An 11,866-nucleotide genomic window follows, 5' to 3' on the forward strand; every position below is an offset into this window, starting at 1 on the left:
GCTCCGACGCGCCCCATGGGCGGAACGCGCGGAAGAATAGGCCCATGAGCCAGCAGCCCAGCTCCGAGGTCCCGGTCCAGCCCGCCCAGCCGTCGGTCGGCTCTCTCGCCGCCCACCGGCCTCACGCGGTCGCGGGTGCGATGCCCACGGGGCTGTCCACGGCCGCCGATCTGGACCCCGACCTGGACAACGACCCCGACGCCTACGAGCCCGAGCCGGACGGTGACGAGCTTCCGCAGGGCAGGTTCCTCGACCGGGAGCGCAGTTGGCTCGCGTTCAACGAACGCGTTCTGGAACTCGCCGAGGACCCCGCCACACCGCTACTCGAACGGGCTAACTTCCTCGCGATCTTCGCCTCGAACCTCGACGAGTTCTTCATGGTCCGGGTCGCCGGACTCAAGCGACGTATCGCGACCGGCGTCGCCACCCGGTCCGCGTCCGGGCTCCAGCCCCGCGAGGTCCTCGACCTGATCTGGACCCGCTCCCGCGAGCTCATGGCCCGGCACGCCGCCTGCTACCAGCAGGACGTCGCGCCCGCCCTGTCCGACGAGGGCATCCAGCTGGTCCGCTGGCCCGAGCTGACCGAGAAGGAACAGGCCCGGCTGTTCACCTTCTTCCGGCAGCGGGTCTTCCCCGTGCTGACCCCGCTCGCCGTCGACCCGGCGCACCCGTTCCCGTACATCTCCGGGCTCTCGCTGAACCTCGCCGTCGTCGTCCGCAACCCCGTCAGCGGACACCGGCACTTCGCACGCGTCAAGGTTCCGCCGCTGCTCACCCGCTTCCTGGAGGCGTCACCGCAGCGCTACGTCCCGATAGAGGACATCATCGCGGCCCACCTCGAAGAGCTCTTCCCCGGCATGGAGGTACTCGCCCACCACATGTTCCGGGTCACCAGGAACGAGGACCTGGAGGTCGAGGAGGACGACGCCGAGAATCTGCTCCAGGCCCTGGAGAAGGAGCTCATGCGCCGCCGGTTCGGCCCGCCGGTCCGCCTGGAGGTCGAGGAGTCCATCGACCCGTACGTCCTGGACCTGCTCGTACGCGAGCTGAAGATCTCCGAGACCGAGCTCTACCCGCTGCCGGGCCCCCTCGACCTCACCGGTCTCTTCGGCATCGCGTCGCTGGACAGGCCGGAGCTGAAGTACCCCAAGTTCGTCGCCGGCACCCACCGCGACCTCGCCGAGGTCGAGTCCGCCTCGGCACCCGACATCTTCGCCGCCCTGCGCGAACGCGATGTGCTGCTGCACCACCCGTACGACTCCTTCTCCACTTCCGTCCAGGCCTTCCTGGAGCAGGCGGCGGGCGACCCGGACGTGCTGGCGATCAAGCAGACCCTGTACCGGACCTCGGGCGACTCACCGATAGTGGACGCCCTGATCGACGCGGCCGAATCCGGCAAGCAGGTCCTCGTACTCGTCGAGATCAAGGCACGCTTCGACGAGCAGGCCAACATCAAGTGGGCCCGCAAGCTGGAGGAGTCCGGCTGCCACGTCGTCTACGGCCTCGTCGGCCTGAAGACCCACTGCAAGCTGTCGCTGGTCGTCCGTCAGGAGGGCGACACACTGCGCCGCTACTCCCACGTCGGCACCGGCAACTACCACCCCAAGACGGCCAGGCTCTACGAGGACCTCGGCCTGCTGACCGCCGACCCGCAGGTCGGGGCGGACCTCTCCGACCTCTTCAACCGGCTCTCCGGCTACTCCCGCCGCGAGACCTACCGCCGGCTGCTCGTCGCCCCCAAGTCCCTGCGCGACGGGCTGATCGCCCGCATCAACAAGGAGATCACCCACCAGCGGGCGGGCCGCCCCGCCTACGTCCGCATCAAGGTCAACTCGATGGTCGACGAAGCGGTCATCGACGCCTGCTACCGGGCGGGACAGGCCGGGGTGCCGGTCGACATCTGGGTGCGCGGCATCTGCGCGATCCGCCCCGGCGTCAACGGCCTCTCCGAGAACATCCGGGTCCGCTCGATACTCGGCCGCTTCCTCGAACACTCCCGGGTCTTCGCCTTCGGCAACGGCGGCGAACCCGAAGTGTGGTTCGGAAGTGCCGACATGATGCACCGTAACCTCGACCGCCGGATCGAAGCACTGGTCCGCGTCACCGACCCCGCGCATCGCGCCGCCCTCAGCAGGCTCCTGGAAACAGGCATGTCCGACACCACCTCCTCCTGGCACCTGGGCCCCGACGGAAACTGGACCCGGCACTCCCTGGACGCGGACGGGCAACCGCTGAGGCACGTACAAGAGATGCTCATTGACGCCCGGAGGCGCCGGCGTGCGACGCCCTGACCACCAGACGACCGCACTCGCCGCGGAATCCTCGACGGATGTCCCGGCCGAAGCCTCCGTGGAAGCGGTCCTCGCGCCCTACCTGCGCGAACAGGCCGCCTGCTTCCTGCGGAGCCTGCGGCTGCACCGCGAGCACAGCGCCCCCGCCGACGCCGGCACACACGGCGCCGACGAGGCCGCCCGCGCGCTGCGCCACGCGGCGCGCCGGATCAGCGGGACGCTGCACACCTTCCGGGGTGCGCTCGACCCGGCCTGGGCCGACCAGCTCCGCGCGGAACTGGCCTGGCTCTCCGGCACCCTGGCCCGCGAGCACGCCTACGCCACCCGGCTCGGCCGGCTCCTCGAGGCCCTGCACCAGCTCTCCGGCGCCTCGCTGCCGACGGCCAGGCCGCCCTCGGGAAGCGAGCCCGACACCGGCGACAAGGAGCGGGCCGCGCTCGGCGTCGGCGCGGCCAGGGCCGGGGCCCTGCTGGAGCGCCGGCTGACCCTCGCCAGGACCCGCGCCCACTCGGCGGCGCTCCAGGCGCTGGGCTCGTCCCGCTTCCACGCCGTCGCCGACGCCGTCGCGCTGCTCGCGTCGGAGGTGCCCCTGGCGTCGACGGCGGCCGGGCCGGCCCAGGCGGTGCTGCGCGCCCCGGTCGAGCTGGCCGAACAACTGATGCTGGACGCGGTGGCCGCTCTCCCGCCCGACGAGGCCGTCGAGCCGTACAACGAGGCCCACGACACCCTCTGGCACCAGGCCCGTCTGCTGCTGCGGCTGCACCGGTACGCGCACGAGATGCTGCGGGGCGCCCCCGATCCGGCACTCGCGGGTCCTGGACACGCCCTGGACCTGCACCGGGACGCGGCCGAGGCCGCGGCGGCCGCTTCGGCTGCGGCGCGCACCCCGCGCATCGCCCCCGCGACGGCGTACGCCCTGGGGGTGCTGCACGCCGACCAGCGGCACGAGGTGAAGGCGGCGCGCGCCGTGTTCCGGGAGACCTGGCCGTACGCGGCGGCCGTGACGGCGCCATGAGCGGTTCGACCGTACGGGCCGCGGGGTGCGTCCTGTGGCGGCGCGCCCCGGACGGCGACGGCCTGGAGATCTGTCTGGTCCACCGGCCACGCTACGACGACTGGTCGCATCCGAAGGGCAAGCTGAAGCGCGGCGAGACGCCCCTGGAGGGCGCCCTGCGCGAGGTCCTGGAGGAGACGGGCCATCACTGTGCGCCGGGCGCCGCCCTGCCGACGGCACGCTACGCGGCGAACGGACGCCCCAAAGAGGTCAGCTACTGGGCGGCGGAGGCGACGGGTGGCGCGTTCGTCCCCAACGACGAGGTCGACCGGCTGGCCTGGCTCCCCCCTGACACCGCGCGGACCCGGCTGAGCCGCCCCGGCGACCGCGTCCAGCTGGACGCCCTCCTGGAGCACGGCCCGCACGCCTGAGGCGTACCCGAGCCGTGCGCGCCATGCCCGCGGAGCCCGGAAGCCCTGCGCCGTACCCACGCGCGCCTGCGGTGTGCCCGGAAACCGTGCGCCGTACCCACGGAGCCCGGAAGCCGGGCTCCGCACCCACGCCTCCGAGGTCCCGGAGCAGCCGGAACCAGCCCGCCCCGCACGGTTCACCTGTCGTTCACTCTGCCCCGTAGGCCGCTTCACCTGTTCTGCCTAATTTCGGACGTACGAGGTGCACGGCGCCAAGCCACGCACCACTCCTCATCGCACGCCGCCTCGCCCCCACCAGCCGCGGCGGCTCCTGGAAGGAACACCCCGAAAGTGAAGCTTCAGCGCAAGAACCGGCTTCGTGCCACCGCGCTCGGTGCCCTCGCCGTCTCCGGCGCCCTGGTCCTCACGGCGTGCGGTTCGGACGACAACACCGGCGCCGACGCGGACGGCGGCAAGACGACCAGCGCCGCCTCGGACATCAAGTGCGACGACGCCAAGGGCCAGCTGCGCGCGTCCGGGTCGAGCGCCCAGAAGAACGCGATGGACCTCTGGGTCAAGAACTACATGGCCGCCTGTTCAGGGGTGGAGATCAACTACAGCTCCTCCTCATCCGGCGAGGGCATCGTCGCCTTCAACCAGGGCACCGTCGGCTTCGCCGGCTCGGACTCGGCCCTGAAGCCCGAAGAGGTCGCCGACTCGAAGAAGATCTGCAAGTCGGGCCAGGGCATCAACCTCCCGATGGTCGGCGGCCCGATCGCGGTCGGCTTCCACCTGGAGGGCGTCGACAGCCTCACGCTGGACGCCTCGACCCTCGCCAAGATCTTCGACACCAAGATCAAGAAGTGGAACGACCCGGCGATCGCCGCGCTCAACGACGGCGTCGACCTCCCGGACAAGGCCATCCAGCCCTTCCACCGCTCCGAGGACTCCGGCACCACCCAGAACCTGGGCAAGTACCTCGGCGCTGCCGCCGCGGACGACTGGAAGTACGAGGCCGAGAAGAACTGGCCCGCCCCCGGCGGCCAGGCCGCGTCCGGCTCCTCCGGCGTCGCCAGCCAGGTGAAGGCCGTCGACGGCTCGATCGGCTACTTCGAGCTGTCCTACGCCTCCTCGCAGGACATCAGCACCGTCGACATCGACACCGGTGGCTCCGCCCCGGTGAAGGCCACGTCGGAGAACGCCTCCAAGGCCATCGCCGCCGCCAAGGTCGAAGGCACCGGCAAGGACCTGGCGCTCGGCCTCGACTACACCACGAAGGCCGAGGGCGCTTACCCGCTGGTCCTGGTGACGTACGAGGTCGTCTGCGACACCGGCAACAAGGCCGACACCCTCGACACCGTCAAGTCCTTCCTGACCTACACCTCGTCCGAGGACGGCCAGAAGGTCCTGACGGACGCCGGCTACGCCCCGATCCCCGAGGCGATCAACAGCAAGGTCCGCGAGACCGTCGCCGGCCTGAAGTAACCGACACCGCACGACACGCACGCGAAGACGGGCCGGTCCGGCGCACCCCTCCGGACCGGCCCCCACCGCCCGACCCATCCGGTGCACCGCCGCCAGGGGAGCCCCCGCTCCCCCACACAGACCGGAAAGACCATGGCATCCACGACACCGCTCGACATCCCACCGGCCCCGCCGGCGCCCAGTGGCCGCCCCAAGTCCAGCGGGCAGGCCGGCGACAAGATATTCCTGGGCCTCTCACGAGGCTCGGGCATCCTGCTGCTCGTGATCATGGCGTCGATCGCCGTGTTCCTCACCTACCGCGCCGTCCTCGCCATCTCGAAGGACGAGGGCAACTTCCTCACCACCTTCGACTGGAACCCGGCCGGTGATCCGCCGGTCTTCGGCATCGCGGTCCTGCTCTTCGGCACGGTCGTCAGCTCGATCATCGCGATGGTCATCGCGGTTCCGATCGCTGTCGGCATCGCCCTCTTCATCTCGCACTACGCGCCGCGCAAGCTGGCCGCCCCCCTGGCCTACGTGATCGACCTCCTCGCCGCGGTGCCCAGCATCGTCTACGGCATCTGGGGCGCGCTCGTCCTCGTCCCGTACCTGGAGGGCCTGAACCTCTGGCTCGACCAGTTCTTCGGCTGGACGTACGTCTTCGAGAAGACCGAGATCGGCGTCCCCCGCTCGCTCTTCACCGTCGGCATCCTCCTTGCGATCATGATCCTGCCGATCGTGACCAGCGTCAGCCGCGAGGTCTTCCTCCAGGTCCCGAAGATGAACGAGGAAGCGGCGCTCGCCCTCGGCGCCACCCGCTGGGAGGTCATCCGCCTGTCGGTCCTGCCCTTCGGCCGCTCCGGCATCATCTCGGCCTCCATGCTGGGCCTCGGCCGTGCGCTCGGCGAGACGATGGCCGTCGCCACGGTCCTGTCGCCGAGCTTCCTCATCTCGCTGCACGTGCTCAACCCGGGCGGCGGGACCTTCGCCCAGAACATCGCGGCGAAGTTCGGCGAGGCCGACGAGTTCGTCGGGCGTGACGCCCTGATCGCCTCGGGCCTCGTCCTCTTCTTCCTCACCCTGCTGGTCAACGGCGCGGCCCGGCTCATCATCGCCCGCCGCAAGGAGTACTCGGGGGCCAACGCATGAGCCACGTCACCACCACCGACGTCCAGGACGACCGTCCGAGGGTCTCGCCCGAACCCGGCAGGACCTCGCTCAGCAGCCGCAGCCTCCCCCGCTGGGCCCCGCTCGGCTTCGCCGCCGTGTCGATCGCGCTCGGCGTGGGGATCTCCCTCGCTGCCGGCTGGCAGAGCCGCGTCCAGTGGGGCCTGATCTCCGCCCTGTTCTTCCTGGCCATCTCGTACATCGCGACGACCGTGATCGAGAACCAGCGCCAGGCCAAGGACCGCCTCGCCACCAGCATCGTCTGGGTCTGCTTCCTCGTCGCCGTCGTCCCGCTCGCCTCGCTGCTCTGGACCACGGTCCGCAACGGCTCCGAACGCCTCGACGGCTACTTCCTGACCCACTCGATGGCCGGGGTGCTCAGCTCCGACACCACCGGCGGTGTCTACCACGCGTTGATCGGCACCCTGGAGCAGGTCGGGATCGCCACTGTGATCTCCGTCCCGATCGGCCTGCTGACCGCGGTCTACCTCGTGGAGTACGGCAAGGGCGGGCTCGCCAAGGCCGTCACCTTCTTCGTGGACGTCATGACGGGCATCCCGTCCATCGTGGCCGGCCTCTTCATCCTGTCGATCATGCTGATGGCGTCGCTGGAGCCCTCCGGCCTGATGGGTGCGCTGGCCCTGACGATCCTGATGATCCCCGTCGTGGTCCGCTCCACCGAGGAGATGCTCAAGCTCGTCCCCAACGAGCTCCGCGAGGCCTCACTCGCGCTCGGCATCCCGAAGTGGCGCACCATCCTGAAGGTGGTCCTGCCCACCGCGATCGGCGGCATCACGACCGGCGTCATGCTCGCCATCGCCCGTATCGCGGGAGAGACGGCCCCGATCATCCTGCTGGTCTTCGGCAGCCAGCTGATCAACTCGAACCCCTTCGAAGGCGCCCAGTCCTCGCTGCCCTTCTACATCTACGAGCAGTACAAGGTCGGCGAGGCCGCGTCCTTCGACCGCGCCTGGGCCGCAGCACTGGTCCTGATCGCGTTCGTCATGATCCTCAATCTGGTGGCCCGCGGCATCGCCCGCTGGAAGGCCCCCAAGACCGGTCGCTGACGCGGCCATCAGCGACCCGAAAGAAGTAGTGATCCACATGGCCAAGCGCATCGACATCGGCGGCCTCACCGCCTACTACGGCTCCCACAAGGCCATCGAGGACATCTCGATGACGGTGGAGCCCCGCTCCGTGACCGCCTTCATCGGCCCGTCCGGCTGCGGCAAGTCCACCTTCCTGCGCACCCTGAACCGTATGCACGAGGTCACCCCCGGCGGCCGCGTCGAGGGCAAGGTGCTGCTGGACGACGAGAACCTGTACGGCTCGGGCGTCGACCCGGTCACCGTGCGCCGCACGGTCGGCATGGTCTTCCAGCGCCCGAACCCCTTCCCGACGATGTCGATCTTCGACAACGTCGCGGCGGGCCTGCGGCTGAACGGCTCGTACCGCAAGAGCCAGCTGTCGGACATCGTCGAGAAGTCCCTCAAGGGCGCCAACCTCTGGAACGAGGTCAAGGACCGCCTGAACAAGCCGGGCTCGGGGCTCTCCGGCGGTCAGCAGCAGCGCCTGTGCATCGCCCGCGCCATCGCGGTCGAGCCCGAGGTGCTGCTGATGGACGAGCCGTGCTCGGCCCTCGACCCGATCTCGACCCTCGCCATCGAGGACCTGGTCGGTGAGCTGAAGGAGCGCTTCACGATCGTCATCGTGACGCACAACATGCAGCAGGCGGCCCGTGTCTCCGACCGGACGGCGTTCTTCAACCTCTCGGCGGTCGGCAAGCCCGGCCGGCTGATCGAGATCGACGAGACGGAGCGGATCTTCTCCAACCCGTCGGTGCAGGCGACCGAGGACTACATCTCCGGCCGCTTCGGATAACCCACAGACGGCCTTGGGGTGCTGCATGGCGGTGCCACCACAAGGCAAAAGGGTCCGCCCCCGCTCTCCACACGGGAGCAGGGGCGGACCCATTGGATTCACAGGTGGATTCACAGCTGAATTCACAGGTTCGGGTCTCGCGAATCAGGCGAACCGGACACTCACCCGAAGAGCAGTACGACGATCCCGTAGCTCGCCGCGGCCACCAGCGCAGCGGCCGGCATCGTGATGAACCACCCCAGGATGATGTTCTTGGCCACCCCCCACCGCACCGCGTTCACCCGCTTCGTGGCGCCGACACCCATGATCGCCGAGGTGATCACATGAGTCGTGGAGATCGGTGCGTGGAACAGGAACGCCGAGCCGAACATGATCGAGGCACCGGTCGTCTCGGCCGCGAAACCCTGCGGCGGGTCCAGCTCGATGATCTTCCGGCCGAGTGTCCGCATGATGCGCCAGCCACCGGCGTACGTACCGAGCGACAGCATCATCGCGCAGACGAGCTTCACCCAGACCGGGATCTCGTCGTTCGGGCCCTCCACATCGGCGATGACCAGCGCCATCACCACGATGCCCATCGTCTTCTGGGCGTCCTGCAGACCGTGGCCGAGCGCCATGCCGGCCGCCGAGACCGTCTGCGCGATACGGAAGCCGCGCTTGGCCTTGTGCGGATTGGACTTCCTGAATATCCACATGATCGCGACCATCACGAGATAGCCGACGACCAGGCCGATGACCGGGGACAGGAACATCGGGATGACGATCTTCTCCAGCACCCCGTCCCAGTGCACCATCGTCCCGCCGGCCAGCGCCGCGCCGACCATGCCGCCGAACAGGGCGTGCGAGGACGACGACGGCAGGCCGTAGTACCAGGTGACCAGATTCCAGATGATCGCGCCGACCAGTGCCGCGAAGAGGATGCCCATCCCCTTCTGGCCCTCGGGCGTGGCGATCAGGCCTTCGCTGACGGTCTTGGCGACCCCCTGGCCCAGGAAGGCGCCTGCGAGGTTCATCACAGCGGCCATCGCCAGAGCCGCACGCGGGGTCAGCGCCCGGGTGGAGACCGAGGTGGCGATGGCGTTCGCCGAGTCATGGAAGCCGTTCGTATACGTGAAGCCGAGCGCGACACCGATGGTCACGATCAGCGCAAAGGTGTCCACGAGGTTCAGGACTCCTTGACCGCGATGGTCTCCACGGTGTTGGCGACGTGTTCGAACGCGTCAGCCGCCTCTTCCAGCACATCGACGATCTGCTTGAGCTTCAGCACGTCCATGGCGTCGTACTTGCCGTTGAAGAGGTGGGCCAGGAGCTTGCGGTGGATCTGGTCGGCCTGGTTCTCCAGGCGGTTGACCTCGATCCAGTACTCGGTGAGGTTGTCCATGGTCCGCAGACTCGGCATGGCCTCAGCCGTCAGCTCCGCGGCCCGCGCCAGCACCTCGATCTGCTGCTCGACGCCCTTCGGCAGCTTCTCGATCTGGTACAGGACGACCAGGTCGACGGCTTCCTCCATGAAGTCCATGATGTCGTCGAGCTGCGAGGCCAGGTTGTAGATGTCCTCGCGGTCGAACGGCGTGATGAAGGAGGAGTTCAGCTGGTGGAAGATCGCGTGGGTGGCGTCGTCCCCCGCGTGCTCCGCTGCCCGCATACGCTCCGCGATCTCGACTCGGGAGGCAGAATCCGCCCCGAGCAGTTCCATCAGGAGCTTCGAGCCCGTGACGATGTTGTCCGCGGATGCGGAAAACATGTCGTAGAAGCTCGTCTCCCTGGGGGTCAGACGAAAGCGCACGTGGGGTCCTCGGGGTGCTTTGGATTCGGTCAGGCTGATGCTAGGCGCATCATCCGGCCACGGCTAACCGGCGTTCTTCAGTGTCGCGCATCGGGCACAGTGATCAGCACGGCCCCCCGGTCACGTTTCGGCAGGATTCGTTACGATATACCCGGCAGGGGTATACAGACGGCACAGAACGGCACGCCACCGCAGGCCACGAGGACAACGGGAGGACCCCATGACCACCACCGAGGCCACCGACCCAGGCGGTACGGAAGCGGTCGTCACCGACCATGACCGCGGTATCCACGGGTATCACCATCAGAAGGAGGAGCACCTCAAGCGGCTGCGCCGCATCGAGGGCCAGATCCGCGGCCTCCAGCGGATGGTGGACGAGGACGTCTACTGCATCGACATACTCACCCAGGTCTCGGCGTCCACGAAGGCCCTGCAGTCCTTCGCGCTCCAGCTGCTGGAGGAGCATCTGCGCCACTGCGTCGCGGACGCGGCCGTCAAGGGCGGCGCGGAGATCGACGCGAAGGTCGAGGAGGCCACCAAGGCGATCGCCCGGCTCCTGCGGACATGACCGAGGTCCCGGAGGCCGAGATCCTGGAGGGCGGAGGCGGTCATCCCCGGTGGCGGCACTGCCGGGGGATCGTCGGCACCGGTTCGGAGCAGGCCGCCCCGACGTTGAGTACCTCGTCGATACGGTCGGGACTGAGCCGGTCCTCGTGCGCGTCCGCCGCCGCGATCATGAGCTCGCCGCACAGTTCGATCTCGGCCAGGGCCACACAGTCCTGAGCGTTCGGAGCGCTGAGCGTCACCACCTGCGTCACCTCTCTCTGCCGTCGCCGACTCCTGGCGCACCGACTCCCTAGAGTAGGGAGCGCGACACACACGGCGCATGGCACGGACGGACCATTTCGGCCCCCTCCCTACGGCGTTTCCGGGCCACTTCCGCTCTGCTGGACCCGCCCCGTGTAGATGTCGGCCTCGGGCGGCAGCTCCACGGAGACCCGCGTCCCGAACCCGTACAGCAGCATCGTCGAGACCACGGCCGCCGCCGGACCCTCCGTCGCGAAGGTGAAGCGGTGGCGCACCTTCCGCAGCAGCCCGTCGTCATCGAGATAGGCGTCGAAGGGCACCGCGTCCGTGCTGAACCCTTTCGCCGCGGCAGCCAGTGCCCCGCGCGCCGACGGCGACGCCTCCCGCGCCGCCTGCCCGAGATCCGCCGTCCCCCGGTAGTGCCTGACCGCCACCCCGGCCAGCTCCGTCCGCCCGATGTACGTCACCTTGTCCGCGCCGCGCAGCAGTTCGGCGGCGGCCGCCGGGTCGGTCACACCGCCGGTGACCAGATTGCCGTCCTCCAGGGCCGTCGTGTCGATCCGCACCCACTTGTCGTCGGGCACCCCGGCACCGCGGTTCTTCATGTAGAGCGCGCCGGGCGCGAGCAACTCCGTGATCGGCCGGTGCTCCTCGGCGCCGGCCGCGTCCTTCGGCAGGACGACCTTGATGTGGCCCAGCTGCCTGCGGAAGTCGTACGTCCCCTCGCCCCTGATCGTCACCCTTGTCCCGCCGGCCGCGGTCTCCATCGACGTACGCGTCTCGGCGCTGCCCGCGGCGGCCAGTGCGTCGGCCGCCTGTCGCACCACGGCCGCCGGGGTGCCGGTGGGGCCCGCGCGTGCGATGCGCTCACCGGCCCCGTCGCCCGGGTCACCGCCGGCGCCGGAGCAGCCGCTGCCCATCGTCATCACACCCGCGGCGGTCAGGGCCAGCACAGCCAGGGCCCCGCCTCCGCACCTGCGCTGCTGCACCACCATCGCCTGCCAACCCCCAACGACGCGCACCTGACCGAGTTCCCGCCCGCCTCGCCTAACGACGGCCGGGGCGC

Annotated in this window: 12 protein-coding genes; 8 read left to right on the forward strand and 4 right to left on the reverse strand. The window is 69.4% G+C overall.

Features of this window, described 5'->3' with window-relative positions; translation table 11 throughout:
- Positions 1–44 precede the first annotated feature (44 nt).
- From OG623_RS15645 to pstB, 7 genes are all read left to right on the forward strand, one after another.
- Positions 45–2,291 (forward strand): RNA degradosome polyphosphate kinase, encoded by a 2,247-nt coding sequence (locus OG623_RS15645; RefSeq protein WP_406147122.1) that lies wholly within the window; start codon positions 45–47, stop codon positions 2,289–2,291.
- Positions 2,278–3,306 (forward strand): CHAD domain-containing protein, encoded by a 1,029-nt coding sequence (locus OG623_RS15650; protein WP_406147123.1) that lies wholly within the window; start codon positions 2,278–2,280, stop codon positions 3,304–3,306. The genes OG623_RS15645 and OG623_RS15650 overlap by 14 nt, the downstream gene beginning before the upstream one ends.
- On the forward strand, positions 3,303–3,716 hold the full coding sequence (locus tag OG623_RS15655; RefSeq protein WP_406147124.1) for an NUDIX hydrolase: 414 nt from the start codon (positions 3,303–3,305) through the stop codon (positions 3,714–3,716). Before OG623_RS15650 ends, OG623_RS15655 begins: the two co-directional genes overlap by 4 nt.
- 330 nt (positions 3,717–4,046) lie before the next feature.
- Positions 4,047–5,180, forward strand: coding sequence for a phosphate ABC transporter substrate-binding protein PstS (gene pstS, locus OG623_RS15660; protein ID WP_406147126.1), 1,134 nt, complete (start codon positions 4,047–4,049; stop codon positions 5,178–5,180).
- A 132-nt stretch (positions 5,181–5,312) separates the two neighbouring features.
- Positions 5,313–6,308 carry a phosphate ABC transporter permease subunit PstC gene (gene pstC, locus OG623_RS15665; protein WP_406147128.1) on the forward strand — a complete coding sequence of 332 codons (996 nt, stop codon included), beginning with the start codon at positions 5,313–5,315 and terminating at the stop codon, positions 6,306–6,308.
- Positions 6,305–7,393 (forward strand): phosphate ABC transporter permease PstA, encoded by a 1,089-nt coding sequence (gene pstA, locus OG623_RS15670; protein WP_406147129.1) that lies wholly within the window; start codon positions 6,305–6,307, stop codon positions 7,391–7,393. The genes pstC and pstA overlap by 4 nt, the downstream gene beginning before the upstream one ends.
- Positions 7,394–7,430: 37 nt before the next feature.
- On the forward strand, positions 7,431–8,207 hold the full coding sequence (gene pstB / locus OG623_RS15675; protein WP_362894906.1) for a phosphate ABC transporter ATP-binding protein PstB: 777 nt from the start codon (positions 7,431–7,433) through the stop codon (positions 8,205–8,207).
- A gap of 161 nt (positions 8,208–8,368) precedes the next feature.
- Here the strand turns inward: pstB and OG623_RS15680 are convergent, their stop codons facing one another.
- Together OG623_RS15680 and OG623_RS15685 are read right to left on the reverse strand one after the other, a co-directional pair.
- Complete coding sequence (locus OG623_RS15680; protein ID WP_406147132.1) at positions 8,369–9,367, reverse strand: anion permease; 999 nt, start codon at positions 9,365–9,367, stop codon at positions 8,369–8,371.
- A gap of 5 nt (positions 9,368–9,372) precedes the next feature.
- Positions 9,373–9,993, reverse strand: coding sequence for a DUF47 domain-containing protein (locus tag OG623_RS15685; protein ID WP_406147134.1), 621 nt, complete (start codon positions 9,991–9,993; stop codon positions 9,373–9,375).
- Between the two features lie 220 nt (positions 9,994–10,213).
- On the opposite strand from OG623_RS15685, the gene OG623_RS15690 reads away from it, so the two are divergent.
- Positions 10,214–10,561 carry a metal-sensitive transcriptional regulator gene (locus tag OG623_RS15690; protein ID WP_406147136.1) on the forward strand — a complete coding sequence of 116 codons (348 nt, stop codon included), beginning with the start codon at positions 10,214–10,216 and terminating at the stop codon, positions 10,559–10,561.
- A gap of 40 nt (positions 10,562–10,601) precedes the next feature.
- Here the strand turns inward: OG623_RS15690 and OG623_RS15695 are convergent, their stop codons facing one another.
- Together OG623_RS15695 and OG623_RS15700 are read right to left on the reverse strand one after the other, a co-directional pair.
- Positions 10,602–10,811 (reverse strand): hypothetical protein, encoded by a 210-nt coding sequence (locus OG623_RS15695; RefSeq protein ID WP_406147137.1) that lies wholly within the window; start codon positions 10,809–10,811, stop codon positions 10,602–10,604.
- A gap of 99 nt (positions 10,812–10,910) precedes the next feature.
- On the reverse strand, positions 10,911–11,795 hold the full coding sequence (locus tag OG623_RS15700; protein WP_406147139.1) for a hypothetical protein: 885 nt from the start codon (positions 11,793–11,795) through the stop codon (positions 10,911–10,913).
- Between the last annotated feature and the right edge of the window lie 71 nt (positions 11,796–11,866).

It is taken from the genome of Streptomyces sp. NBC_01012 (genome assembly GCF_045162755.1).
Lineage (GTDB): Bacteria > Actinomycetota > Actinomycetes > Streptomycetales > Streptomycetaceae > Streptomyces.

Coding starts and splice junctions, on each gene's coding strand:
- OG623_RS15645 (WP_406147122.1), top strand. CDS start 45: ATGAGCCAGCAGCCCAGCTCCGAGGTCCCGGTCCAGCCCGCCCAGCCG.
- OG623_RS15655 (WP_406147124.1), top strand. CDS start 3,303: ATGAGCGGTTCGACCGTACGGGCCGCGGGGTGCGTCCTGTGGCGGCGC.
- pstC (WP_406147128.1), top strand. CDS start 5,313: ATGGCATCCACGACACCGCTCGACATCCCACCGGCCCCGCCGGCGCCC.
- pstA (WP_406147129.1), top strand. CDS start 6,305: ATGAGCCACGTCACCACCACCGACGTCCAGGACGACCGTCCGAGGGTC.
- pstB (WP_362894906.1), top strand. CDS start 7,431: ATGGCCAAGCGCATCGACATCGGCGGCCTCACCGCCTACTACGGCTCC.
- OG623_RS15690 (WP_406147136.1), top strand. CDS start 10,214: ATGACCACCACCGAGGCCACCGACCCAGGCGGTACGGAAGCGGTCGTC.
- OG623_RS15700 (WP_406147139.1), bottom strand. CDS start 11,795: ATGGTGGTGCAGCAGCGCAGGTGCGGAGGCGGGGCCCTGGCTGTGCTG.